Source organism: Pseudomonas hormoni, assembly GCF_018502625.1.
In the GTDB taxonomy this organism is placed as follows: Bacteria; Pseudomonadota; Gammaproteobacteria; order Pseudomonadales; family Pseudomonadaceae; genus Aquipseudomonas; species Aquipseudomonas hormoni.
Window position 1 is genome coordinate 2,961,803 of sequence record NZ_CP075566.1, and the last position, 24,048, is coordinate 2,985,850.

Below are 24,048 nucleotides of genomic sequence, written 5' to 3' on the forward strand. Positions count from 1 at the left end.
ATGGGTGGGTGAAAAGGCTGTTTAGGCCGGAAGTCAGGCGGTTCAGCGGTGAAAAGTATAGGTACGACTGCTGTGTGTCAGCCGGTATTGATAGCGACTGGTATGGCGTCATCGCGAGCAAGCTCGGCTCCTACAGGGGTTGCGGTGTGTCAGGTGGCATTGATGGTGGCCGTTATGGCCTCTTCGCGAGCAGGCTCGCTCCCACATTTGATCGGCGGTGTTTGCAGGGTCTGAGCACACCGCCAATCCCCTGTAGGAGCAGAGCTTGCTCGCGAAGGCGGTGTGTCAGGCGGCATTGATGTTGGCTGTGCCGCCGTCTTCGCGAGCAAGCTCTGCTCCTACAGGGATTTGCGTTGGGCTTAGATGCCGAACCGATCGCGCAGCGCGTAATACGCGGCGCCCATGGCGGTGAGTGGGGCCTGGAAGGTGCGGCCACCGATCATGGGCATGTGCGGCAAGGATGCGAAAGCATCGAAGCGTTCGGCGTCGCCGCGGATCATTTCCGAGATCAATTTGCCGGCCAGGTGTGAACAGGTGACGCCGTGGCCGCTGTAGCCTTGCATGTAGTAGGCGTTTTTCTCGATGCGGCCGAATTGCGGCATGCGTGACATGGTCAGCAGGAAGTTGCCGGTCCAGCGGTAGTCGATCTTCACGTCCTTCAGTTGCGGGAAGGTCTTGAGGATTTTCGGCTTGATCAGTTGCTCGATGTCGTCCGGCTCACGCGCACCATACACCACACCGCCGCCATACAGCAGGCGGTTGTCTGCGGTGAGGCGGTAGTAATCGAGCAGGTAGTTGCAGTCTTCGACGCAGTAGTTGTTTTTGATCAGGCTGCGCGCAACCTTCTCGGACAACGGTTCGGTGACGACGATTTGCGAGCCGCAGGGCATGCTTTTGCGCGTGACGCGGTTGTCGAGGTCTTGCGGCAGGTAGGCGTTGCCGGCGATCAGCAGGTACTTGGCGCGGACCAGGCCTTTGGCGGTGCGTACGGTGATCGGTTCGCCGTAGGTAATTTCCACGGCGGCCGATTGTTCGTAGATTTTGCCGCCCAGGCCGATGATGGCCGAGGCTTCGCCGAGGGCCAGGTTCAGCGGGTGGATGTGGCCGCCCTGCATGTCGAGCAGGCCACCGACGTAGTTGTCGCATCCGACTTCGCGCTTGATGTCGGCCGCGTCGAGCATTTTCAGGTTCTTGTTGCCGTAACGTTCCCAACTGCTCTTCTGTTCGGCCAGGCCTTTGAGTTGCTTTTTATTCAGCGCGGCGAAGATGCCGCCCGGCTTGTAGTCGCACTGGATGTCGTAGTGTTGTATGCGCTGACGGATGATGTCGGCGCCTTCGAAGATCATGCTACCGAGGACTTCGGCGGTCTTGTCGCCGTAGCGTTCTTCGATGACATCGACGTCGCGGCTGTAGGAGTTGACCAGTTGGCCGCCGTTGCGACCGCTGGCGCCGAAACCAACTTTCGCGGCTTCGAGCACGGTCACGCTGTAGCCGGCTTCGGCAAGGAACAGGGCCGAGGACAAACCGGTGTAGCCGGCGCCGATCACGCAGACGTCGCAGTCCACCGCTTGCTCAAGCACCGGGAAATCGCCGATGCGGTTGGTGGTTGCGGCGTAGTAGCTGTTTACATGTGCTTGTTTCATAGGTTTCTCCGATGGCCGCTGGAATGTGCCCGCGACCGCCGTTGTAGAAGTGTTAGAGCTTGATCCAGGTCGCTTTGAGTTCGGTGTATTTGTCGAACGCGTGCAGCGATTTGTCCCGACCATTACCCGACTGCTTGTACCCGCCGAACGGCGCGGTCATGTCGCCGCCGTCGTACTGGTTGACCCAGACGCTGCCGGCGCGCAAGCCGCGGGCGAAGGTGTGGGCCTTGCTCAGGTTGCTGGTCCAGACGCCGGCGGCCAGGCCGAAGATGCTGTCGTTGGCGATGGCCAGTGCTTCTTCAGCGCTGTCGAAGGTGATCAGCGAGAGCACCGGGCCAAAGATTTCTTCCCGGGCGATAGTCATGGCGTTGGTCACGCCGTCGAAGATCGCCGGCTCCACGTACAGGCCGCCGGTGGCTTCAAGGGTGCGGCTGCCGCCGGCGATCAATTGCGCGCCCTGGTCTTTGCCGACCTGGATGTAACGCAACACGTTGTCCAGTTGACGCTGATCGACGACCGCGCCGACGGTGGTTTTTGGATCGAGGGCGTGCCCCGGTTTCCAGGCTTGCAGCGCTTCCACCAGCAGCGGGATGAACTCCTCGCGAATCGAACGCTCGACCAGCAATCGCGAACCGGCGGTGCAGACTTCGCCCTGGTTGAAGGCAATGCCGCTGGCCGCTGCTTGTGCTGCCGCGCGCAGGTCCGGCGCGTCGGCGAACACCACGTTCGGGCTCTTCCCCCCCGCTTCGAGCCAGACGCGTTTCATGTTGCTTTGGCCGGCGTAGATCAGCAGTTGCTTGGCAATCGCGGTCGAGCCGGTGAAGGCCAGCACGTCAACGTCCATGTGCAACGCCAGCGCCTTGCCGACGGTGTGGCCGTAGCCCGGCAGGACGTTGAACACGCCTTTCGGGATGCCGGCGTCCAGCGCTATCTGGGCGATGCGGATCGCGGTGAGTGGCGACTTTTCCGAAGGCTTCAAGATGAACGAGTTGCCCGCCGCGAGCGCCGGGGCGAACTTCCAGCTGGCCATGATCAGCGGGAAATTCCACGGCACGATGGCGGCGACAACACCGGCAGGTTCGCGGGTGATGAGGCCGAGTTGATCGTGGGGCGTGGCGGCGACTTCGTCGTAGATCTTGTCGATGGCTTCGGCGGTCCAGCGGATCGCGTTGGCGGTCGCTGGAATGTCGATGCTCATCGAGTCGCTGATCGGCTTGCCCATGTCGAGGGTTTCGAGCAGGGCGAGTTCTTCCTGGTTGGCCAGGATCAAGTCGGCGAAGCGGATCAGGATGCGCTTGCGCTCGGCCGGGGCAAGGTTGGCCCAGATGCCGGAATCGAAGGTGCGACGCGCGACGGCCACGGCTTCGTTGGCGTCGAATTCGTCGGTGCTGGCGACGTTGGCCAGGAAGCGGCCGTCGACCGGGCTGACGCATTCGAAGGTGTCACCGCAGAGGGCGGTGCGGTATTGGCCATCGATGAAGGCGCGGCCTTCGATGGTTAGGGACTGGAAGCGTTGTTCCCAGTCGCTGCGAGTGTTTGTCATTGTTGTGACTCGACGCAGAGGAAAGTTGATCGTGTTAACCGATGGGATGAGCGATGAGTACCCTGTGGCGAGGGAGCTTGCTCCCGCTGGACTGCGCAGCAGTCCCCTTCTTTTCAGGTAGAAAGAGGGGGTCGCTTCGCGCCCCGGCGGGAGCAAGCTCCCTCGCCACAGGTTGAGTGTCAGCCCGTTAAACGGTGTGCAGGTACCAGTTGTACTCAAGGTCCGAGATGGAGTTCTCGAACTCGGCCAGCTCGCTTTCCTTGCACGCCACGAACACGTCGATGTACAGCGGGTCGATGTATTTGGCCATGACTTCGCTGTCGTCCAGCTCGCGCAGTGCATCGCGCAGGTTGTTCGGCAGGCTCTGCTCGTTCTGCTCGTAGCTGTTGCCTTCGACCGGCGCACCCGGTTCGATCTGGTTGGTCAAGCCGTGGTGGATACCGGCCAGCACCGAGGCCATCAACAAGTACGGGTTGGCATCCGCACCGGCAACGCGGTGTTCGATGCGCACCGAGTCCGGCGAACCGGTCGGCACACGCACCGCCACGGTGCGGTTGTCGATGCCCCAGCTCGGCGAGTTCGGTACGTAGAACTGCGCGCCGAAACGACGGTACGAGTTGACGTTCGGGCAGAGGAACGCCATCTGCGCCGGCAGGGTCTCGAGCACACCGCCGATCGCGTGTCGCAGCGCGGCGTTCTGCTCGGGATCCTCGCTGGCAAAGATGTTGTTGCCTTCTTTGTCGAGAATCGAAATGTGCACGTGCAAACCATTGCCCGCCTGGCCCGGATACGGCTTGGCCATGAAGGTGGTGTCCATCTCGTGGTCGTAGGCGATGTTCTTCACCAGACGCTTGAGCAACACCGCGTAGTCGCAGGCCTTGATCGGGTCGTTGACGTGGTGCAGGTTCACTTCGAACTGCGCCGGGGCGCTTTCCTTGACGATGGCGTCGGCAGGGATGCCCTGCTCTTTCGCGCCTTCGAGGATGTCTTGCAGGCAATCGACGTATTCATCGAGGTCGTCGATCAGGTACACCTGAGTCGACACCGGACGCTTGCCCGATACCGGCGAACGCGGCGACTGCGGACGACCGTTCACGTTGTCCTGGTCGATCAGGTAGAACTCCAGCTCGAATGCCGCGCAGATGGTCAGGCCCAGTGCGTCGAACTTGCGCACCACATTGGCCAGCACTTCACGCGGATCGGCGAAGAACGGCTGGCCTTCCAGTTCGTGCATGGTCATCAGCAACTGAGCGGTTGGGCGCTTCTGCCACGGCTCGATGCTCAGGGTGCCAGGGATGGGGAAGCAGATCCGGTCAGAGTCGCCGATGTCCAGACCCAGGCCGGTGCTTTCCACCGTGGAGCCATTGATGTCCAGGGCAAACAGAGACGCCGGGAGGTTGATGCCTTTTTCGTAGACCTTATGAAGACTGGTGCGCTCGATGCGCTTGCCGCGCACCACACCGTTCATATCCGCAATCAGAAGGTCGACGTACAAAACCTCAGGATATTTCTTAAGGAATGCGTTTGCTTCGTTGAGTTGAACGGCACGCAGAGGGACCGACATGATGCACCTATTAGCTGTTAATTATTATGTTCACTACCTTGTTGCGAGACCAGTCAACCCGAACGGCAAAGTGAAGTCAATAGCGAACACTTGGCCTTTCATCCTTTATTTTAGGGGCTTTTATGGGCACGAGAGTGCCAGATGAGCCTTGAACGCCGCGCAAAGACTGGCAATCGGACGTGCGGCGTTTAGAATTTTTTACATGAGAGTTGTTAATTAAAATCAACAAGGCTAAGCTCCGGAAAAGCTCGTTCAAGTGTGAAACTTCGAGGTGATAAAAATGGCATTCAAGCCATTGATCGGCGTTACAGCGTGCGTCAAACAGATTGGCCTGCACCCCTACCACATCAGCGGCGACAAGTACTTGCGTGCTGTCAGCGTCGCGGCTCTGGGGCTGCCCGTCGTCATTCCTTCCTTAGGCGAACTGACCGACATCGAGGATGTGCTCGCGCACCTTGACGGTCTGTTGCTGACCGGCTCGCCGTCGAATGTGGAGCCTTTCCACTATCAAGGCCCGGCCAGCGCTCCCGGCACGGATCACGATCCGGCGCGGGACGCCACGACCCTTCCTTTATTGCGTGCGGCCATTGCGGCGGGCGTTCCGGTGCTCGGCATCTGCCGCGGCTTTCAGGAAATGAACGTGGCATTCGGCGGCAGCCTGCACCAGAAGGTGCATGAACTGCCGGGCGTGCTCGATCACCGTGAAGCGGACAGTCCCGAGCTGGCGGTGCAATACGCCCCGGCGCATGCGGTGACGGTGCAACCGGGTGGCGTGTTCGAAGCGCTGGAGCTGCCGGCCGAATTCATGGTCAATTCGATTCACAGCCAGGGCATCGACCGCCTCGCGCCCGGCCTGCGCGCCGAAGCGATTGCGCCGGACGGACTGATCGAGGCGATTTCGGTGGATCACAGCCCGACCTTCGCCGTCGGCGTGCAATGGCACCCGGAATGGCAGGTGCTTTCGAATCCGCCCTATTTGAGTATTTTCCAGGCGTTCGGCGATGCATGCCGGCGACGGGCCGCGCTACGTAAAACCCGCTGACCTGAAACACGAAAAACCAATTTACTGCCCCCGCGAGTCAGGCGGGCGTGCCTTTGCGCGCCCGTGACTCGCGACAACAACACACTGCAATAACAACAAGTACGACCCAGGCAGCCAGGACGGCGGCGCCGAATAAGCCGGACCGGTATGGATAACCCTGTAGGAGCCGAGCTTGCTCGCGATGAGGCCCTCACAGTCAACATCAATGTTGCCTGCCCAGCCGCCATCGCGAGCAAGCTCGGCTCCTACAAGGGCCATGCTGGCAAAGGCTTGCAATCCACTCTTAAGTCAGGCCGCGTTGGCCCGACGACTGAAACCTGTTGGGAGTTTCACATGGCAAACGCCTCCAGCATTTACAGGAAGGCTCTTGAAGGTCACCCGTCACCGAAAAAGGTGCTGGTGAAAGTCGACCGCGTCACCAAGAAATTCGACGAAACCACGGCAGTGGACGATGTTTCGCTTGAGATTCATCAAGGGGAAATCTTCGCCCTGCTCGGCGGTTCCGGTTCCGGCAAATCGACGCTGCTGCGCATGCTCGCCGGCTTCGAGCGCCCGACCGAAGGGCGGATTCTGCTCGATGGCGTCGACATCACCGACATGCCGCCGTACGAACGGCCGATCAACATGATGTTCCAGTCGTACGCCCTGTTCCCGCACATGACCGTGGCGCAAAACATCGCGTTCGGCCTCAAGCAGGACCGTTTGCCCGCCAGTGAAATCGACGCCCGCGTGGAAGAAATGCTGCGCCTGGTGCACATGACCCAATACGCCAAACGCAAACCCCATCAGTTGTCCGGCGGTCAGCGTCAACGTGTGGCCCTCGCCCGCTCCCTGGCCAAGCGGCCGAAGCTGTTGCTGCTCGATGAACCGATGGGCGCGCTGGATAAGAAACTGCGTTCGCAGATGCAGCTCGAGCTTGTGGAAATCATCGAGCGCGTCGGCGTGACCTGCGTGATGGTGACCCACGACCAGGAAGAGGCCATGACCATGGCCCAGCGCATCGCGATCATGCACCTCGGCTGGATCGCCCAGATCGGCAGCCCGGTCGACATTTATGAAGCTCCGGTCAGTCGCATGGTTTGCGAGTTCATCGGCAACGTGAACGCCTTCGAAGGCACGGTCGTGGAAGACCTTGAAGGTCACGCGATCATTCACAGCAAGGATCTGGAACAGAAGATCTACGTCGGTCACGGCGTCAGCACTTCAGTGCAGGACAAGTCGATCACCTACGCGATCCGTCCGGAGAAAATGCTGGTCAGCACCACCCAGCCCGAGAGCCGCTACAACTGGTCCCAGGGCAAGGTGCATGACATCGCCTACCTCGGCGGTCACTCGGTGTTCTACGTGGAATTGCCTGGCGGCAAAGTCGTGCAGTCGTTCATGGCCAACGCCGAACGCCGTGGCGCGCGTCCGACCTGGGACGACAAGGTCTACGTGTGGTGGGAAGACGACAGCGGCGTGGTACTGCGCTCATGAAAACACTCAATCAGCAGTTCATGCGGCTGATGCCGAGTGGTCGAAAGCTCGTCATCGGGATTCCATTCCTGTGGCTGTGTCTGTTTTTCCTGTTGCCGTTCTTCCTGGTGATGAAGATCAGCTTCTCGGAAGCGGCGCTGGCCATTCCTCCTTACTCCGAGATCTACACCTTCGCCGAACAGAAATTCCAGCTGTTCCTGAACGTCGGCAACTACCTCCTGCTGACCGAAGATGAGCTGTACATCTCGGCTTACTTCGGCTCGTTGAAGGTCGCTTTTTTCAGCACGCTGATGTGTCTTGTGATCGGCTTCCCGATGGCCTACGCAATCACCAAAGCGAGCAAGGAAGCGCAAAACGTCTTGCTGCTGTTGATCATGATGCCGACCTGGACCGCGATCCTGATCCGCGTGTATGCGTGGATGGGCATCCTCAGCAACAACGGTTTGCTCAACGCGTTTTTGATGTGGACCGGGCTGACCGATCACCCGATCGAGATCCTCAACACCAACACGGCCGTGTACATCGGCGTGGTTTACGCCTACCTGCCGTTCATGGTGTTGCCGCTGTACGCCAACCTGGTCAAGCACGATCAAAGCTTGCTGGAAGCGGGTTCGGACCTAGGTTCGAGCAACTTCAACAACTTCTGGAAAATCACCGTGCCGCTGGCCAAGAACGGGATCATCGCCGGCTGCATGCTGGTGTTCATTCCGGTGGTCGGTGAGTTCGTGATTCCGGAACTGTTGGGCGGCCCGGAAACCCTGATGATCGGCCGTGTGCTGTGGCAAGAGTTCTTCAACAACCGCGACTGGCCGGTGGCTTCTGCCCTGGCGGTGGTGATGCTGTTGATCCTGATTGTGCCGATCCTGTTGTTCAACCGTAGCCAGGCCAAAGAGATGGAGGGTCGGGGATGAAACGCTTCGGATTTTCAAAGTTCATGCTGATTTTCGGCCTGTCGTTTATCTACCTGCCGATGCTGATCCTGGTGATCTACTCGTTCAACGCCTCGAAACTGGTGACGGTGTGGGGCGGCTGGTCGGTGAAGTGGTACGTCGGTTTGCTCGACAACACGCAACTGATGGGCTCGGTGGTGCGCTCACTGGAGATTGCCTGCTACACCGCGATTGCCGCTGTGGCGCTGGGGACGCTGGCGGCGTTTGTACTGACCCGCGTGACGCGCTTCAAGGGTCGTACGCTGTTTGGTGGCCTGGTCACCGCGCCGCTGGTGATGCCGGAAGTAATCACCGGTCTGTCGCTGTTGCTGCTGTTCGTGGCCATGGCGCAACTGATCGGCTGGCCGATGGAGCGTGGCATTGTCACCATCTGGATTGCCCACACCACGTTCTGTGCGGCGTATGTGGCGGTGGTGGTGTCGGCGCGTTTGCGTGAGCTGGACCTGTCCATCGAAGAAGCGGCCATGGACCTCGGGGCGAAGCCATTCAAGGTGTTTTTCCTGATCACCATCCCGATGATCGCACCCTCACTGGCGGCCGGCGGCATGATGTCGTTTGCCCTGTCGCTGGATGACTTGGTGCTGGCGAGTTTCGTATCGGGCCCGGGTTCGACGACCTTGCCGATGGAAGTGTTCTCCGCGGTGCGTCTGGGTGTGAAGCCTGAGATCAACGCCGTGGCCAGCCTGATTCTGCTTGCCGTTTCAATCGTGACGTTCATGGTCTGGTACTTCAGCCGCCGCGCCGAAGCTACCCGTAAACGTGCGATCCAGGAAGCGATGGACCAGACCGCCAACGAATCCTGGCAACAGCCGAAAAAGCAAATGGCCGCAGCAACCGCCTGAGGCCGATGAGTCAACTGTGGCGAGGGAGCTTGCTCCCGCTTGAGTGCGCAGCACTCACAAAATTGGCAGGGTTGCCGAAATTTTTGGGGTCGCTTCGCAACCCAGCGGGAGCAAGCTCCCTCGCCACAGGATTTTTGTTTACTTCACAGGATTTTTGTTCACTCCAGAGGTTTTGTGTTTGCTCCACAGGGTTTTGTGTTCACTGCATTTTTGCCGTGTGATTTTGAATAAAAAGAGAATTGGAGTTGTACCGATGAAAATGTTTGGCAGGACTCTGCTGACACTGTCCTTAGTGGGCGCGATCGCCACGGTTGCCCAGGCCAATGACAAGGTTCTGCGCGTCTACAACTGGTCGGATTACATCGCCCCGGACACCGTCAAGAAGTTCGAAGACGAGACCGGCATTCGCGTGACCTACGATGTGTTCGACAGCAATGAAACCCTTGAGGCACGCCTGCTCGCGGGCAAATCCGGCTACGACATCGTCGTGCCGTCCAACAGCTTTTTGGCCAAGCAGATCAAGGCCGGCGTCTATCAGGAACTGGACAAGTCGAAGCTGCCGAACTGGAAAAACCTCAACCCGGTGCTGCTGAAAAACGCTTCCGCCAGCGACCCGGATAACGGTCACGCCTTCCCGTACATGTGGGGTTCGATCGGCATTGGTTTCAACCCGCAGAAGGTCAAGGAAGTGCTCGGCGCCAACGCCCCGACCAACTCCTGGGATTTGCTGTTCAAACCGGAAAACGCGGAAAAACTGAAAGCCTGCGGCATCAGTTTCCTCGATTCGCCGACCGAGATGCTGCCCGCGGCCCTGCACTATCTGGGCTACCCGGTGAACTCCCAGGACAAGGCGCAGATCGCCGAAGCGGAAGCGCTGTTCATGAAGATTCGGCCGTCGGTGGCGTACTTCCATTCGTCGAAGTACATCTCCGACCTGGCCAACGGCAACATTTGCGTGGCGGTCGGTTACTCCGGCGACGTGCTGCAAGCCAAGGCCCGCGCTCAGGAAGCGGGCGACAAGGTGAAGATCGACTACAGCATTCCGAAAGAAGGCGCCGGCAGTTTCTACGACATGGTTGCGATCCCGCGAGACGCGGCGAACGTCGAGAACGCTTACCTGTTCATGAACTTCCTGATGCGTGCGGACATCATCGCCGAGATCACCAACAACATCGGCTACAGCAACGCCAACGCGGCGGCGACGCCCTTGGTGGATGAGGCGATTCGGAATGATCCGGGGTCGTATCCGCCTTTGGCCGTGATGGCGACGTTGTATGCGATTCCGGACATGCCGATTGGGGTTCAGCGGGTGATGACGCGGGGCTGGACGCGAGTCAAGCTCGGGAAGTAGTCGCTGAATCCGAAATCGCCATCGCTGCCAACACAAAATTCAACTGTTTCCGTTCACGCAGCGCCTTACCACCGCTGCACTCCTCTCTGACGAACGGCCTCACCTGGCTTCCTCGGTTAAGGTGAATTTGGCGCCCTCCTCGGGCGCCTTTTTTTATGCCGGAACCAGCGGCCATTCGGCCAGCGCGCGATAGCGGCCCTTGTGCGATTCGAACAACGCAAATCGGTCAGCCCGCAGAAAAAACCCGGGCGGCGTCGCCGACTCAGGCACCGGCGCCCGATAGTCGCGCATCAACGTCAGGTGTGGCCGGAACTCCTTGGGCGTCTCCTCAAAACCAAAGGGCAACATCGCCTGCTCAAGCGCATACACCAGCCGCAACAACTCCGGCGGCGCCTGCTCCGGCGCGAGGACCAGCACCCCTGCCCTGCGCCAGACATCCAGCCGATCCAGCGCCACCCGCAACGCCACACCCGGCACACGAACCTTTGCGGCCGCCGTGCAGATCTCGGCAATCTGCGCTACGCCCACCGCGCCCAGAAACAGCAACGTCAGATGAAAGTTCTCCGCCGGCACCGGGCGCCCATTGCGCGATTGCAGCGCGCTGCGCCATTGGGCGATGGCCTTGCGTTGCTCGGGCGGGCAGTTCAACGCGAAAAACAGCCGTTTGACCGGCTCCGGGGTTTCGTCGCTCACGCCTGGCACCTCCTGACATGCACGTTATAGTTGAACCAACCGAATCTACGGGAGGGGGCCATGCGAGAGATCATCAGCAAAGAGCCATGGTGGGCCATGCCACCGCAACCGGGTCAGGATGAGTCAGAGCTGGAATGGGGCTGGCTGGTTCACTATAGCGAAGGTGAGCCGCGTTTCGAATTCGTCAGGGAGCGACCGACGGACAGCGAGATCCGTAATCGAAAAAGTTGCAGGATCACCCCGGCGTCGGAGTGATCCCGTGGTTGATATTCAAGCCTTCACGATCATTTCAAAACCACCGAACACCAGGCGCTGCCCATCGAACGGCATCGGATTGACGTCCGGCTGCATGCGCGGATCGTTCATGAGTTTTTCCATCCCGGCGTCGCGGGTCGCCTTGTCCGGCCAGATAATCCAGGAAAACACGACTGTTTCGTCTTCCTTGAGTTTCACCGCCATCGGAAACGAAGTCACCTTGCCGTCGGGCACATCGTCACCCCAGCACTCGGCGAGGCTCAGCGCGCCGCTTTCCTTGAAAATGGCCGCGGCGGTTTCGGCGTGTTTTTTGAATTTTTCGCGATTGGCGGTGGGTACGGCTGCGAGGAAGCCATCAACATAGGACATGGTCGTTCTCCTTGGGTTATGGGTCGATCTGCGGGTTAGTCGGTTCGGGCGGACTCCAATCGACGGCGCCACTGCCCGAACTGACCGACGGTATCTCGGCACTCCCCGCCAAATTGGCCTCGATCTGCCCTGCCATGTACAACGTCCCCGCCATCACTCCGGTCGTCGGGTTCTGCACCAGTTTTATCCAGGCCTTGTCGAACGTGTTGCCCAGACTGCTGCGAATCAGCGCCTCGCTGTCCGGCCGGTCGCTGGCCTGAATCATTGCGCGAATCCCCGCCACACCCAAGGTAATCAAGCCTCCGGCGAATTTCCCCGCCACTGCGGACACCGCACTGGCGGCACCGCGCGGGGCCATTTCGGCTTCCATCCGCTTGCTGGCGCGCCTGGCCACGGGTGCCATGGCGGTGTCGGTCGAATCAACCCCCTTGCTACCGCCGGCCTTGTGGATCTTGTCGATCAGCGCCGCGTACGCCGGCAGTGTGTTCAGCGGTTGGGTGTGCACGACCTGGTACAGCGTAGCGTCCCGTGCGGGCGGCGGTCCGAGGGCGATGGCCGGGATTTTCTGGATACGGCCATTGAGCTGGGCCATGGGTACGCCGTGGCGCTGGGAGATTTTTTGAAGTTCCTCCTGAAGAATATCCACGTAAAACGCAGTGGCCAGACCGAGGATCTGCTCGGGATCAATCTCTACCGCGACCGGGGCCAGCACGCGCTGCTGATATTGCTCCAGCAGATAGGCCGCCAGGCGTTTCTCCGAAGCATCCTGCTCGCCCTTGGCACTGAGGGAGTACCAGCTGACCTTCATCGACAGCCATTCCTGAGTCCAGTAGCTACTGAACCAGGGAATGAAGTTTTCTTCGGTCAGTTGATAGACCCGGGTTCGCCAGTAATCCATGGCGCCGCGCGAGTAGATTCTTGCCTGTTCGGTGGCGGACTGGGACGCGGCGACGATGTCCCGGTCCACTTGCTGCCAGGTGATAGGGGAAATGATCACCGGCGGCGCTGGTGCCGGGGCGCGCACAGGCATGGCGCATCCCGCCAACACCAGCAGCACGGCAACGATCAGCGAACGCAGGCTCAAGATCGCATGTCCTACAGTCTTTCCCCGAACAGGATATTCGGGGGTTAAAGCACCCTGATTTCAGTATAGGCGGCGGTGGGTGCCTGGTCTGGGTGTTGAGGGTGTTGCTGAGGGCCTCATCGCGGGCAAGCCCGCTCCCACAGGATCAGCGGTGGAACACGGATTTGCACAACGACGCTGGCCCCTGTGGGAGCGGGCTTGCCCGCGATGAGGCACTCAAGAACACCACAAACCCCGACCATCACTCACATCGATATTCACCATCGCCGCGAATGCCTTCCGCTCATGAATCGTCAGCGTAGGATCAACCTCAACCCGACACAAAACCCCGATCCGGAGGGGCAAATCATGTTGATCCATCTGCTGACCTGCCTGGCCCTGACAGCCTTCACGCTGACCGTTTTTTCGTGGTACGTCCTGACCGAGGAGCGCACATCATGATCCACACCGTCACCCTCGCCGTGAGCTTTCCGGTGTTCGGCAACAACTACTACTCGCAGCAGGCCGTCTCGCGCAAAGTGCTGTCGCTGGTGTTTGACAAGAATTTCGAAGCGCTGCTGATGCCGGCCGCCGCCAACCACTTCAGCAACGAAGTGGTCGGGCTCAACGATCAGTTCCGCTTTTTGAATGATGTGCTGGCCGAACACCTGCTGGATGCCGAACTGGCACAGCATTCGGCCCGTTCGTTCACTTTTTGAGGCTGCCCGTCAACGCCATTCCGTGACATAGGGCGGCGCGACCCTACAGGCGTCCTCCGGCACCGGTGGCAGCGGTGCCGATGTGATCGGCAACACACCCGCCCAGATGGGCAAATCCAGATCAGCGTCTGCGTCCTTCGGCCCGCCCGTGCGGATCTTGCAGGAAAATTCGTTCATCAAGACACGCAACACCGTGGTCGCAGCCATTTCCTGCGCGTTGCCACGACGTGCTTCCCGAGAGCGCCCCGGCGCGATCTTCTCCACCAAAGCATCCAGCGACTCCGCTTTGTGCTCCCCCTCCACCGCCTCACACACGCCATAAATGACGGCCGAACGGAAGTTCATCGAGTGGCTGAATGCCGAGCGCGCCAATACCAGGCCGTCGAGGTGAGTGACGGTGATGCATACCTGTGCGCCCTCGGCGGCGGCCTTGAGCAACTGGCTGCCGTTGGAGCCATGGATATACAAGTAGTCGCCCTCACGCCAGCAGGCGGTTGGAATGCAATGGGTTCCGCGCTGATCAGCGAATGCCAGATGACAGATGTACGCTGCATCGACGATGGCATTGAGCGTACTGCGGTCGTAATCCGCCCGTGCGGGTGCCCGGCGTATACGAGAACGATCCGACAACGGGCCTGTTTTTTCAGTCATGGGAAGTTCTGCTTGAGGGGCGTTCAGGCAGCATAGGGAACAAATGGCTCTATCCATAGAGCCACTTACAGACCATTTTACAGGTCCATTCGCCGAATGGTTTATTGAAACACTCGCTATTGCGCGCAGACCTCACGAACACAAGCTCGTAACCAGCGATGGGCCGGATCGGCATCCAATCGCGGATGCCAGAGCATCGCTACGGTGAACTCCGGCAAGGAAAATGGCAGCGCAAAGCTGTGCATGCCCGCCCGCAGGTTTTCGGTGTGGCGCTCAGGAACGGTAGCGATCAGGTCAGTGGCGCGGGCGAGCGCCAACGCGGTCGAGAAACCGGCAACGATGGTCACGACCTGCCGTTCTAGTTGCAGCGTCGCCAGCGCTTCATCGACAGGCCCCTTGTCGAGCCCACGCCGCGAGACGCTGATGTGGCCGCCCGCCGCAAATCGTTCCGGGGTGATCTCGCCCTGGCTCAGCGGGTGCCCCCTGCGCACCACGCCAATAAAGCGGTCGCGAAACAAACCCTGCGTCCGCAGCTCAGGCCCGGCGGCCCTCCCCACCACACCGGTTTCCAGATCAACGGTTCCGTCACGAAGCGATGTGCTGTCCTTGTCGGGTTTGTGCATGAAGCGCAGGCGCACGCCGGGAGCTTGTTCGGCGAGGCGTGCAATGAGCGGCGCGCCGAAGTTCTCCACAAAACCTTCGCTGGTGCGCAACGTGAAGGTGCGGACCAGTTGTTTCAAGTCAGGCTGCTGCGCCGGACGCAACACCGCTTCGGCGTCTTGCACCAGCTGGCTGACCCGCTCGCACAGTTCCAGCGCCCGAGGAGTGGCGACGAGTCCACGCCCGGCCCGGACCAGCAATGGGTCGCCCGTGGTCTCACGCAACCGCGCCAACGCCCGACTCATCGCTGAAGGGCTCAACCGCAAGCGTTTGGCTGCACGCGCCACGCTGCCCTCGGCGAGCAGCACATCGAGGGTAACCAGCAGATTGAAATCGGGATTGGACATGGATCGCCCCGCGGCAAAGTGAGATGGCGTTGAACGCACGAGTAAAGTGCAAACCGTGCGACTTCCGCCATGTTAGGCGCCGGCGTAGATTTCTGACAGCTCCGCTTCGGGAGTGGCCAGATCAAGAGAGACAGCATGAAGCCGACTATTGCCCTCGTAGACAGCGCACCACAAACACCTTCCGTACGCTGGGCGCTGGTCAGCCTGTCACTGGCGATGCTGCTGTCGTCGCTCGGCACCAGCATCGCCAATGTGGGGTTGCCGACGCTGGCGCAGGTGTTCAACGCGACGTTTCAGGAAGTGCAGTGGATTGTCATTGCTTATCTGCTGGCGATCACCACCCTGATCGTCAGCGTCGGTCGTCTCGGTGACCTTTTCGGGCGTCGACGGCTGCTGCTCGGCGGCATCGGCGTGTTCACCGTGGCCTCGGCGCTGTGCGCTTGGGCACCGACACTGGGGATGTTGATTGGCGCCCGGGCACTGCAAGGGCTCGGCGCGGCGATCATGATGGCGCTGACCATGGCCTTCGTTGGCGAAACGGTGGCGAAGGCCAAGACCGGCAGTGCCATGGGTTTACTTGGGACGATGTCGGCGATTGGCACCGCGATGGGGCCGTCGCTCGGTGGTCTGCTGATTACCGGATTCGGCTGGCGGGCGCTCTTCCTTGTCACCGTGCCCTTGGGCCTGATGACGTTGCTGCTCGCGCATCTTTATCTGCCCGCCGACCGCCAGAAGCCAGCAACCGGGAGTGCCCGTTTCGACACGTGGGGTACGCTGGTGTTGGCGCTGACGTTGGCGGCGTATGCGCTGGCCATGACCCTCGGTCGCGGTCATTTCGGGCTGTTCAATATGGGTTTGCTGCTGGCGGCGGGGGTCGGCATGGGGCTCTTCGCATTCGTCGAGACGCGAGTTGCCTCCCCGCTGATTCGACTGGCGATGTTTCGCAACCCGGTGCTGAGCGGCAGCCTGGCGATGAGCACGCTGGTGGCGACGGTGATGATGGCGACGCTGGTAGTCGGGCCGTTTTACCTGGCCCATGGACTTGGACTGGAAGCGGTTGTGGTGGGACTGGTGCTGGCGGTCGGGCCGTGTGTCGCGGCGTTGACGGGTGTGCCCGCCGGCCGGATCGCCGACCGTTTCGGTGCCGGGCGTATGACCATTGCCGGGCTGATCGCGATGGCCGTCGGTTGCCTCACGCTGTCGGTGTTGCCGCTGACAGTCGGCATCGGCGGTTACGTTGCGCCGATGGTGTTGATCACACTCGGTTATGCGGTCTTCCAGACGGCCAACAACACCTCGGTCATGACCGATGTTGCGCCAGACCAGCGCGGTGTTGTCTCGGGCATGCTCAACCTGTCGCGCAATCTCGGACTCATCACCGGGGCCTCGGCGTTGGGCGCCGTGTTCGCCCTCGCCTCGCAGGCAGCCGACATCGCCACCGCGCAGCCCGAAGCCGTGGCCCACGGCATGCGGGTCACCTTCGCGGTAGCGCTGGGGTTGATCGTTGCTGCACTAGGCGTCGTGCTAGCCGCCAAGCGCTGAAACCCCTGTAGGAGCCGCCCGCAGCAATGCTGCTCACTTAAGAGAGTCTTGAATCAGAGAAACCTGTGGCGAGGGAGCTTGTCGGATCGCCGCACCGCCCGCTTGAGTGCGCAGCACTCACAAAAATCGGCAATGATTGTCAGATTTTTGGGGCCGCTACGCAGCCCAGCGCGAGCAAGCTCGCTCGCCACAAATGTATGCATGATCCAAGAGCGCGCTTAAGTGGACAGCATTACCTGTAGGAGCCGGCTCCTACAGGAGATTTGCGGTGCCTTTGACTTACTGTTTGATCACAACCAGCGGTTCGCCTTTCTTCACGATGTACGTCGCCAGCTCCGAACCGGTTTTCGTCCCGATGTTCTTCGCGATATGCGCAACGCCGGCCGGGATGTACAGCGAGTCACCGGTCTTCAGCGTTACCGGCGGTTGCCCTTCCAGTTGATATTCGAACGTGCCGTCGATGACATAAGCCACTTCCACGCCTGGATGGGAGTGGTTGGGCGACGAGACGCCCGGATCGATATCAACCCGTACCTGGATCACTTCGCGACCGTCGACGTCGAGGTCCTTTTTCAGGAGATCGGTGCGATGAATCCCTGTCTGCCAGCTTTTTGCAGGGGCCTTCACTTCTTCGGCCTGAGACACGCCGGAGAACGCGGCGAGCGCGGCAGTGGTGACAACAGCGACACCGAGCATTTTGACGGTGTGACGAGCATTGATGCGGAACATGGCGTTTCTCCGGTTATACCGTTGTGGTGCCTCATTAGGCCGCCGCCGTGTATCCCGTACGTGTCGCGGATGCCATGGATTTGTAAGCGAAGATAGCTGTGGGCACGGCGGATACGTAGGGATACAAACGGGCCCATTCACTTGGAGGTGTTGAGCACCACCGCCGCACGAATGAGCGCCTGCAGCGCCTTCTCGTCAATCGCTTCGCCCTCATGCACATCTATCGCCCGTCGGGTGTTGCCCTCAAGGCTGGCGTTGAACAACCCCGAAGGATCGTCCAGCGAGGCACCCTTGGCGAAGGTCATTTTCACCGCCGCTTTGTATGTCTCGCCGGTGCAGATGATCCCGGCATGCGACCACACCGGCACGCCTCGCCACTTCCATTCCTCGACCACGTCGGGGTCTGCCTGTTTGATGATCGCCCGGACACGCGCGAGCGTCTCGCCCCGCCAGTCATTCAATTCCTTGATTCGTGTGTCGATCAGCGCAGACGCCGATTCGCCCCCGCTGCTTTCCTTCTTCATGGTGTTCGCTCCTGCGGAATAATTGTCGCTTCAGTATTGCCGACTTGCGCAATCTCTCCAGCCGTAACGTGACCGGCTGGCCGCACAAGGTTGCGAGTGAGGCAATCGCGGCCTATGGTCCAAGCGATGCATTGTTGGCAACGGACGCGCGAGGACGTGCTGCCGGTTGCCGTCCTTCAGTGCGAATACCCGCGAAGAGGTGACAACATGCCGAATGATTCCCGCCCTGCCGTGCTTGAACTGATTGGCAACACGCCGCTGGTGCGCGTCAGCCGTTTTGATACCGGCCCGTGCACGCTGTTTCTCAAGCTCGAATCGCAGAACCCCGGCGGCTCGATCAAGGACCGCATCGGCCTGGCGATGATTGACGCCGCCGAGCGCGACGGTCGGCTCAAGCCCGGTGGCACCATCGTCGAAGCCACCGCCGGCAACACCGGACTCGGCCTGGCGCTGGTCGGCCGCGCCAAGGGTTATCGGGTGGTGTTGGTGGTGCCGGACAAGATGTCCACCGAGAAAGTCCTCCACCTCAAGGCCATGGGCGCCGAGGTGCACATCACCCGCTCCGACGTCGGCAAGGGCCATCCCGATTATTACCAGGACGTCGCGGCGCGGCTGGCACTGGAAATTCCCGACGCGTTCTTCGCGGACCAATTCAACAACCCGGCCAACCCGCTCGCCCATGAGTGCAGCACTGCGCCGGAGATCTGGGCGCAGACCCAGCATGACGTGGATGCCATCGTCGTCGGTGTCGGTTCGGCCGGCACGCTGACCGGGTTGACCCGTTTCTTCAAGCGCGTGCAGCCAGATCTGGAAATGGTGCTGGCCGATCCGGTCGGTTCGGTGATGGCCGAATACAGCCGCAGCGGCATCATGACCACACCCGGTTCGTGGGCGGTGGAAGGTATCGGCGAAGACTTCATTCCATCAATTGCTGACCTGTCCAGCGTGCGCCACGCCTATTCGATCAGCGACGAGGAAAGCTTCGACCACGCCCGCCAGCTGCTGCGCGCCGAAGGCATTCTCGGCGGTTCTTCGACCGGCACCTTGCTGGCGGCGGCGCTGCGTTATTGCCGTGAGCAAACCGAGCCGAAGCGCGTGGTCAGCTTCGTCTGCGACACCGGCACCCGCTACCTGTCGAAGGTCTACAACGACCAGTGGATGAACGATCAGGGGTTGCTGGCACGCAAGCCCTATGGCGATCTGCGCGACGTGATCGCACGGCGTTTCGAGGATGGCCGGGTAATCAGCGTTGGCCCGAACGACACCTTGCTCACGGCATTCCAGCGCATGCGTCTGGCCGATGTCTCGCAATTGCCAGTGCTGGTCGACGGACAGAAACTGGTCGGGGTGATCGACGAGTCCGACATTCTGCTGGGCATGCAGGAAGATGCTTCACACTTCCGCTTGACCGTGGCCAGCGCAATGACCGACAAAGTGGAAACTCTGCCAGCCAGCGCCAGCATGGCCCAGCTGCAGACAGAACTCGATCGCGGGCTGGTGGCGATCATCGCCGACGCGTCGGGCTTCCACGGCCTGATTACCCGCGTCGATCTGCTCAATCATTTGCGGAGATCCCTTGCATGAGTCAACACGATGAAAACGCCGCGCCACGCGCCTTCGCCACTCGGGTGATCCATGCCGGGCAGGCGCCGGACCCGACCACCGGCGCGTTGATGCCGCCGATTTATGCCAACTCCACCTACCTGCAGCAGAGCCCCGGCGTACACAAGGGCTTCGACTACGGCCGTTCGCATAACCCGACGCGCTTTGCCCTGGAGCGTTGCGTCGCCGACCTTGAAAGCGGCACCCAGGCCTTCGCGTTCGCCTCGGGGTTGGCGGCGATCTCCACCGTGCTGGAACTGCTCGACGCCGGCTCGCACATCGTCTCCGGCAATGATCTGTACGGCGGCACCTTCCGGCTGTTCGACAAGGTGCGTAAGCGCAGCGCCGGCCATCGCTTCAGTTTCGTCGACCTGACTGACCTGGCAGCCTTCGAAGCGTCCTTGCAGGACGACACGCGGATGGTCTGGGTCGAGTCGCCGAGCAACCCGTTGCTGAGCCTCACGGACCTTGCCGCCGTCGCACGCATCTGCCGCGCGCGCGGCATCATTTGCGTGGCCGACAACACCTTTGCCAGCCCGTGGATCCAGCGGCCGCTGGAGCTGGGTTTCGACATCGTGCTGCACTCGACCACCAAGTACCTCAACGGCCACTCCGACGTGATCGGTGGCATCGCGGTGGTGGGGCAGAACCCTGAACTGGCGGAACGCCTGGGCTTTTTGCAGAACTCGGTGGGTGCCATTTCCGGGCCGTTCGACGCCTTCCTGACCCTGCGCGGCGTGAAGACCCTGGCGCTGCGCATGGAGCGTCACTGCAGCAACGCGCTGGAACTGGCGCAATGGCTGGAACGTCAGCCGCAGGTAGCACGCGTCTACTACCCAGGCCTGCCGTCACACCCCCAGCATGAATTGGCGAAGCGGCAGATGCGCGGTTTCGGCGGGATGATTTCTGTCGATCTGAAAACTGATCTGGCCGGCGCCACGCGCTTCCTCGAGAGCGTGCGCATCTTCGCCCTGGCCGAGAGCCTGGGCGGCGTGGAAAGCCTGATCGAGCACCCGGCGATCATGACCCACGCCACCATCCCCGCCGACACCCGCGCACAACTGGGGATCGGCGATGGGTTGGTGCGATTGTCGGTGGGGGTTGAGGATGTCGAGGATTTGCGTGCGGACCTGGCTCAGGCGTTGGAGCGGATCTAACCCTAAAAACGTTACCTATGTAGGAGCGAGCTTGCTCGCGATGGACGTTAACGATAACGCGTGCCGCCTGAATGAACGCGTTGTCCGAACGTTTTTCGCGAGCAAGCTCGCTCCTACAAAAAAGCCTCTACTCGCCGGACTTGATGCTGGTCCAGACCCGCGTACGCACCCGTTCCATTTTTTGCGGCAGCGGTTGCACCACATAAAGTGTTTTCAACGCTTCGCTGGTCGGCGTCAGGTTCGGGTTGCCGGTGATCTCTTTGTTGATCAGCGCGATCGAGTCTTTGTTGGCGTTGGGGTAGCCGAGGAAGTCACTGATCGGGGCGATGACTGTCGGGTCCAGCAAGGTGTTGAGGAACGCGTGGGCCTCTTCAACGTTCTTCGCACTTTTGGGAATCGCGAAGGTGTCGAACCAGATCGGCGCACCCTCCTTCGGCAAACGCCAATCGACCACCACGCCATTGCCCGCCTCCTTGGCGCGATTGCCGAACTGGTAGAAGCTGCCGGAATAGCCGATGGCGACGCAGATATCGCCGTTGGCGATGTCGGTCATGTACTTGGCGGAGTTGAAGTAGGTAACGTAAGGGCGAATCTTCAGCATCAACGCCTTGGCTTTTTCGTAGTCGCCCGGGTTCTGGCTGTTAGGGTCCAATCCCAGGTAGTGCAACGCCAGCGGCAGGATTTCCGAAGGTGAGTCGAGCATGGCCACGCCGCAGGATTTGAGCTTCTCCATGTTCTCGGGCTTGAACACCAGATCCCAACTGTCCACCGGCGCATTCTCGCCCAGCGCGGCCTTGACCTTGGCCGGGTTGAAGCCGATCAGCACGGTCCCGTACATGTAAGGCACGCCGTACTGATTGCCGGGGTCGTTCTTGTCCAGCAGCTTAAGTAATGCCGGGTCCTGGTGCGACCAGTTGGGTAGCTTGGACTTGTCGAGTTTCTGGAACACACCGGCCTTGATCTGGGTTTCGATGAATTGATTCGATGGCACTACCAGGTCATACCCCGAGTTGCCGGTGAGCAACTTGGCTTCCAGCGACTCGTTGGTGTCGAAGGTGTCCCAGGTCACTTTGATGCCGCTTTTCTCGGCGAAGTCCTTGGGCACGGACGGCAGGATGTAATCCGCCCAGTTGTACACCCGCAGTTCCCGCTGTTCGGCGTGCACGGCGCTGGCCAGCAGCGTCAGCCCACACACGGTGGCGCCCAGTATGCGTTTCATCGTGACCATGAATGAATTCCCCAATTGTGTCGCTCGTTGGTTTTTATGTTCTGTACACGGCAGGACTTGAAAATTGCCAAGGGCAAGGAAAACAGGATTCTTGTTGTGGTGTCGCGAGCGTGCTGGAAGAGCAGTGCTGCTTCGATTCTTGCTGACGAACTGGACAGTTCATAGAGTGATGTCGGCCAAAAGGGGATTGAAATGGCCAATATCGGTGTCCCGGTTGATCTGGTCATCATTGGGGGCGTTGTTCTCACGTTTGGGGGTATATCCGTTTATGCGGCAACGGCCGCTAATAGTTTCGCCCTTACGGCGAGTCACTTTCGAAAAGCCTGCGCGGCCCGGCGGAAAGTAACCAAAGCGCTTTTGCCCCTTTCGTTCGGTGCCTCGCTAAGGCTCGCCATGCCCTCGCTCCGGTCCTGCTCCGTGGGCCCGCCGCCATCGGCCATCCATGGCCGGGGGCGGCTACCGCGGCATCCTTGCCGCGGTGCCCACTACGCAGAACCGGAACGAAGCCTCTCGATATAGGTTGTCCGTTCCTTTCCTCTTCCATCCTTCGGTGTCTGGAAGTCAGTTTTAATCAAGGAAGGAACATGCACCTGTGGGCTACGAATATGCCTCTCAAGCACGCGATGATTACCTCCTCACCTTCGAGCCCACAGGTGTGCTTGCGCCCTCTAACGAATCCTCAGGGAAAGCCCGACACGGCTCTCTATATCGCTTTCGCTGGACGTAAGCATGCATGTCCCTGCATGTACTTTAGCGCCTGTGGAGGTTGTTGATGGAAACGCTCCTGTCTCAGAAATTTACTGCTTATATCGGAATAGATTGGGCAGATACCAAGCACGACGTGTGTTTGCAGGTCGGTGGGGAAACCCAGCGGCACTTCTCTGTCATCGATCACACGCCCCAATCGATTGATCGTTGGGCAAAATCGATGTTTGAGCGCTACGGCGCTCCGATTGCGATTGCTCTTGAACTCAACAAGGGTCCGTTGGTGGCAGCCCTGCAAAAATACGAGTTCTTCTGCCTGTTTCCGATTAATCCGAGCACCTTGGCCAGACACCGTAAAACCTTTGTCGGCAGCGGTGCCAAGGATGATCCGAGCGATGCTCAATGGGCGCTTGAGCTGTTGCTCACTCATCCCCTACGATTTCCCCAGTTGATGCCGCAAAGTCCAGCCATGCGTATTTTGGCCAGCCTGACAGAACATCGACGTGCACTGGTTGATGAGCGAGTGAAGGTCAGCAACCGCTTGATCTGCACGCTCAAACAGTATTATCCATTGGCCCTGGAGCTGTTTGGCAATCATGACACCGTGGTGTTCTGTGACTTTCTAATGCGCTGGCCCACGCTTGAGCACATCAAGCGTTCTCGCCAGAGTACTTTTCTCAAGTTCTTTAATGAGCACAACGCTCGTCATGCTCAACTCAATCAAACGCGCTGGGAAATCATCACCAAAGCGATGCCTTTGACGCAGGATCCGGGGTGATACGTCCTTCGCAGCTGTACGCGACAGCCTTGGCGTCGCAACTCAAAGGGCTCATTTCCACCATCAAGGATTTTGATCGCGAGATCGAAGAAACGGCCAACACCTTGGCCGATTACCCGATCTTTAAGGCGCTCCCTGGCGCCGGCCAGCATCTTGCGCCGCGCCTGATGGTGGCTTTTGGTGAACAACGTGATCGATTTAGCGACGCCAATGCGATGCAGCGATATGCCGGGATCGCACCGGTTACACAGCGCAGTGGGAAGAAAAAAGTGGTGCATTGGCGCTACCAATGCTCAACGTTCTTGCGCCAGACTTTTGTCGAATGGGCCGCTCACAGCATCACTCAATCAACGTGGGCCGAGGCTTACTATCGGCAGCAGCGGGCAAAAGGATGCTCATACCAAGCGGCGCTGAGAGCACTTGCTTTTAAGTGGATCAGAATCGTCTATCAGTGCTGGAAAACCAGCACTGTCTATGACGAGATGGCTTACTTGCAGGCTTTAACGCGGCGCAGATCAACGTTGGTAGAGGCGCCGATGGAGGTAGTCACAGGTTGACGGACAGGCTCAGGGCGTGAGGTGGCGATCACCGCCACAGCACCGCGAGGCGGCCTAC

Annotated in this window: 21 protein-coding genes and 1 pseudogene; 11 read left to right on the top strand and 11 right to left on the bottom strand. The window is 60.2% G+C overall.

All coding sequences use genetic code 11. From position 1 onward, the window contains the following. Positions 1-359: 359 nt before the first annotated feature. From KJF94_RS13675 to KJF94_RS13685, 3 genes are all read right to left on the bottom strand, one after another. Positions 360-1,643 carry an NAD(P)/FAD-dependent oxidoreductase gene (locus tag KJF94_RS13675; RefSeq protein WP_214384204.1) on the bottom strand — a complete coding sequence of 428 codons (1,284 nt, stop codon included), beginning with the start codon at positions 1,641-1,643 and terminating at the stop codon, positions 360-362. Positions 1,644-1,695: 52 nt separating this feature from the next. Further along, entirely contained in the window at positions 1,696-3,186 is a 1,491-nt protein-coding gene (locus KJF94_RS13680; protein WP_214384206.1) for an aldehyde dehydrogenase, read from the bottom strand. 187 nt (positions 3,187-3,373) lie between these two features. After that, a complete protein-coding gene (locus KJF94_RS13685; RefSeq protein WP_214384208.1) occupies positions 3,374-4,750 on the bottom strand; it encodes a glutamine synthetase family protein in 1,377 nt (458 codons plus the stop codon). 280 nt (positions 4,751-5,030) lie between these two features. Here KJF94_RS13685 and KJF94_RS13690 point away from each other — a divergent pair, with 280 nt between their 5' ends. From KJF94_RS13690 to KJF94_RS13710, 5 genes are all read left to right on the top strand, one after another. Further along, positions 5,031-5,792 (top strand): gamma-glutamyl-gamma-aminobutyrate hydrolase family protein, encoded by a 762-nt coding sequence (locus KJF94_RS13690; protein ID WP_214384210.1) that lies wholly within the window; start codon positions 5,031-5,033, stop codon positions 5,790-5,792. 333 nt (positions 5,793-6,125) lie between these two features. Next, the gene (locus KJF94_RS13695; protein WP_017338191.1) at positions 6,126-7,268 is read left to right on the top strand and encodes an ABC transporter ATP-binding protein; all 1,143 of its coding nucleotides are present in this window, start codon (positions 6,126-6,128) and stop codon (positions 7,266-7,268) included. A 29-nt stretch (positions 7,269-7,297) separates the two neighbouring features. Further along, positions 7,298-8,179 (top strand): ABC transporter permease subunit, encoded by an 882-nt coding sequence (locus KJF94_RS13700; protein WP_214384865.1) that lies wholly within the window; start codon positions 7,298-7,300, stop codon positions 8,177-8,179. Next, positions 8,176-9,060: an ABC transporter permease subunit gene (locus tag KJF94_RS13705; RefSeq protein ID WP_214384212.1), complete on the top strand. Its 885-nt coding sequence runs from the start codon at positions 8,176-8,178 to the stop codon at positions 9,058-9,060. Before KJF94_RS13700 ends, KJF94_RS13705 begins: the two co-directional genes overlap by 4 nt. A 253-nt stretch (positions 9,061-9,313) precedes the next feature. Beyond that, entirely contained in the window at positions 9,314-10,411 is a 1,098-nt protein-coding gene (locus KJF94_RS13710) for a polyamine ABC transporter substrate-binding protein (protein WP_214384214.1), read from the top strand. A 153-nt stretch (positions 10,412-10,564) separates the two neighbouring features. Here the strand turns inward: KJF94_RS13710 and thpR are convergent, their stop codons facing one another. Next, positions 10,565-11,104, bottom strand: coding sequence for an RNA 2',3'-cyclic phosphodiesterase (gene thpR / locus KJF94_RS13715; RefSeq protein ID WP_214384216.1), 540 nt, complete (start codon positions 11,102-11,104; stop codon positions 10,565-10,567). Between the two features lie 60 nt (positions 11,105-11,164). On the opposite strand from thpR, the gene KJF94_RS13720 reads away from it, so the two are divergent. Continuing rightward, positions 11,165-11,359, top strand: a complete 195-nt coding sequence (locus tag KJF94_RS13720) for a hypothetical protein (RefSeq protein WP_214384218.1) — start codon at positions 11,165-11,167, stop codon at positions 11,357-11,359. Positions 11,360-11,374: 15 nt separating this feature from the next. On the opposite strand, the gene KJF94_RS13725 is transcribed toward KJF94_RS13720, so the two are convergent. Both KJF94_RS13725 and KJF94_RS13730 read right to left on the bottom strand, forming a co-directional pair. Then, complete coding sequence (locus KJF94_RS13725) at positions 11,375-11,728, bottom strand: DUF1428 domain-containing protein (RefSeq protein WP_214384220.1); 354 nt, start codon at positions 11,726-11,728, stop codon at positions 11,375-11,377. Between the two features lie 16 nt (positions 11,729-11,744). Next, positions 11,745-12,812, bottom strand: a complete 1,068-nt coding sequence (locus KJF94_RS13730; RefSeq protein ID WP_214384221.1) for a hypothetical protein — start codon at positions 12,810-12,812, stop codon at positions 11,745-11,747. Between the two features lie 437 nt (positions 12,813-13,249). Here KJF94_RS13730 and KJF94_RS13735 point away from each other — a divergent pair, with 437 nt between their 5' ends. Then, positions 13,250-13,510, top strand: a complete 261-nt coding sequence (locus tag KJF94_RS13735) for a hypothetical protein (RefSeq protein WP_214384223.1) — start codon at positions 13,250-13,252, stop codon at positions 13,508-13,510. Positions 13,511-13,519: 9 nt separating this feature from the next. Here KJF94_RS13735 and KJF94_RS13740 read toward each other — a convergent pair whose 3' ends face one another. Both KJF94_RS13740 and KJF94_RS13745 read right to left on the bottom strand, forming a co-directional pair. Next, positions 13,520-14,161 carry a pyridoxamine 5'-phosphate oxidase family protein gene (locus KJF94_RS13740; RefSeq protein WP_214384225.1) on the bottom strand — a complete coding sequence of 214 codons (642 nt, stop codon included), beginning with the start codon at positions 14,159-14,161 and terminating at the stop codon, positions 13,520-13,522. A 116-nt stretch (positions 14,162-14,277) separates the two neighbouring features. Further along, positions 14,278-15,168, bottom strand: a complete 891-nt coding sequence (locus KJF94_RS13745; RefSeq protein WP_214384227.1) for a LysR family transcriptional regulator — start codon at positions 15,166-15,168, stop codon at positions 14,278-14,280. 135 nt (positions 15,169-15,303) lie between these two features. Between KJF94_RS13745 and KJF94_RS13750 the strand changes: the two genes are divergently transcribed. Then, the gene (locus KJF94_RS13750; protein WP_214384229.1) at positions 15,304-16,710 is read left to right on the top strand and encodes an MFS transporter; all 1,407 of its coding nucleotides are present in this window, start codon (positions 15,304-15,306) and stop codon (positions 16,708-16,710) included. Between the two features lie 279 nt (positions 16,711-16,989). On the opposite strand, the gene KJF94_RS13755 is transcribed toward KJF94_RS13750, so the two are convergent. Together KJF94_RS13755 and KJF94_RS13760 are read right to left on the bottom strand one after the other, a co-directional pair. After that, the gene (locus tag KJF94_RS13755; protein WP_214384231.1) at positions 16,990-17,439 is read right to left on the bottom strand and encodes a cupin domain-containing protein; all 450 of its coding nucleotides are present in this window, start codon (positions 17,437-17,439) and stop codon (positions 16,990-16,992) included. A 137-nt stretch (positions 17,440-17,576) separates the two neighbouring features. Next, complete coding sequence (locus KJF94_RS13760; protein WP_214384233.1) at positions 17,577-17,963, bottom strand: DUF1801 domain-containing protein; 387 nt, start codon at positions 17,961-17,963, stop codon at positions 17,577-17,579. Positions 17,964-18,170: 207 nt separating this feature from the next. Between KJF94_RS13760 and KJF94_RS13765 the strand changes: the two genes are divergently transcribed. Beyond that, positions 18,171-19,547 carry a pyridoxal-phosphate dependent enzyme gene (locus KJF94_RS13765; RefSeq protein ID WP_214384235.1) on the top strand — a complete coding sequence of 459 codons (1,377 nt, stop codon included), beginning with the start codon at positions 18,171-18,173 and terminating at the stop codon, positions 19,545-19,547. Continuing rightward, positions 19,544-20,722, top strand: coding sequence for a cystathionine gamma-synthase (locus KJF94_RS13770; protein ID WP_214384236.1), 1,179 nt, complete (start codon positions 19,544-19,546; stop codon positions 20,720-20,722). Before KJF94_RS13765 ends, KJF94_RS13770 begins: the two co-directional genes overlap by 4 nt. A 127-nt stretch (positions 20,723-20,849) precedes the next feature. Here the strand turns inward: KJF94_RS13770 and KJF94_RS13775 are convergent, their stop codons facing one another. Continuing rightward, positions 20,850-21,950: a polyamine ABC transporter substrate-binding protein gene (locus KJF94_RS13775; RefSeq protein ID WP_214384238.1), complete on the bottom strand. Its 1,101-nt coding sequence runs from the start codon at positions 21,948-21,950 to the stop codon at positions 20,850-20,852. 772 nt (positions 21,951-22,722) lie between these two features. Between KJF94_RS13775 and KJF94_RS13780 the strand changes: the two are divergent. Beyond that, positions 22,723-23,990: pseudogene (locus KJF94_RS13780) on the top strand (IS110 family RNA-guided transposase). Positions 23,991-24,048: the final 58 nt, after the last annotated feature.

Coding starts and splice junctions, on each gene's coding strand:
- KJF94_RS13750 (WP_214384229.1), top strand. CDS start 15,304: ATGAAGCCGACTATTGCCCTCGTAGACAGCGCACCACAAACACCTTCC.
- KJF94_RS13740 (WP_214384225.1), bottom strand. CDS start 14,161: ATGACTGAAAAAACAGGCCCGTTGTCGGATCGTTCTCGTATACGCCGG.
- KJF94_RS13725 (WP_214384220.1), bottom strand. CDS start 11,728: ATGTCCTATGTTGATGGCTTCCTCGCAGCCGTACCCACCGCCAATCGC.
- KJF94_RS13710 (WP_214384214.1), top strand. CDS start 9,314: ATGAAAATGTTTGGCAGGACTCTGCTGACACTGTCCTTAGTGGGCGCG.
- KJF94_RS13765 (WP_214384235.1), top strand. CDS start 18,171: ATGCCGAATGATTCCCGCCCTGCCGTGCTTGAACTGATTGGCAACACG.
- KJF94_RS13705 (WP_214384212.1), top strand. CDS start 8,176: ATGAAACGCTTCGGATTTTCAAAGTTCATGCTGATTTTCGGCCTGTCG.
- KJF94_RS13695 (WP_017338191.1), top strand. CDS start 6,126: ATGGCAAACGCCTCCAGCATTTACAGGAAGGCTCTTGAAGGTCACCCG.
- KJF94_RS13755 (WP_214384231.1), bottom strand. CDS start 17,439: ATGTTCCGCATCAATGCTCGTCACACCGTCAAAATGCTCGGTGTCGCT.
- KJF94_RS13690 (WP_214384210.1), top strand. CDS start 5,031: ATGGCATTCAAGCCATTGATCGGCGTTACAGCGTGCGTCAAACAGATT.
- KJF94_RS13675 (WP_214384204.1), bottom strand. CDS start 1,643: ATGAAACAAGCACATGTAAACAGCTACTACGCCGCAACCACCAACCGC.
- KJF94_RS13720 (WP_214384218.1), top strand. CDS start 11,165: ATGCGAGAGATCATCAGCAAAGAGCCATGGTGGGCCATGCCACCGCAA.
- KJF94_RS13745 (WP_214384227.1), bottom strand. CDS start 15,168: ATGTCCAATCCCGATTTCAATCTGCTGGTTACCCTCGATGTGCTGCTC.
- KJF94_RS13760 (WP_214384233.1), bottom strand. CDS start 17,963: ATGAAGAAGGAAAGCAGCGGGGGCGAATCGGCGTCTGCGCTGATCGAC.
- KJF94_RS13700 (WP_214384865.1), top strand. CDS start 7,298: ATGCCGAGTGGTCGAAAGCTCGTCATCGGGATTCCATTCCTGTGGCTG.
- KJF94_RS13775 (WP_214384238.1), bottom strand. CDS start 21,950: ATGGTCACGATGAAACGCATACTGGGCGCCACCGTGTGTGGGCTGACG.
- KJF94_RS13735 (WP_214384223.1), top strand. CDS start 13,250: ATGATCCACACCGTCACCCTCGCCGTGAGCTTTCCGGTGTTCGGCAAC.
- KJF94_RS13770 (WP_214384236.1), top strand. CDS start 19,544: ATGAGTCAACACGATGAAAACGCCGCGCCACGCGCCTTCGCCACTCGG.
- KJF94_RS13680 (WP_214384206.1), bottom strand. CDS start 3,186: ATGACAAACACTCGCAGCGACTGGGAACAACGCTTCCAGTCCCTAACC.
- KJF94_RS13685 (WP_214384208.1), bottom strand. CDS start 4,750: ATGTCGGTCCCTCTGCGTGCCGTTCAACTCAACGAAGCAAACGCATTC.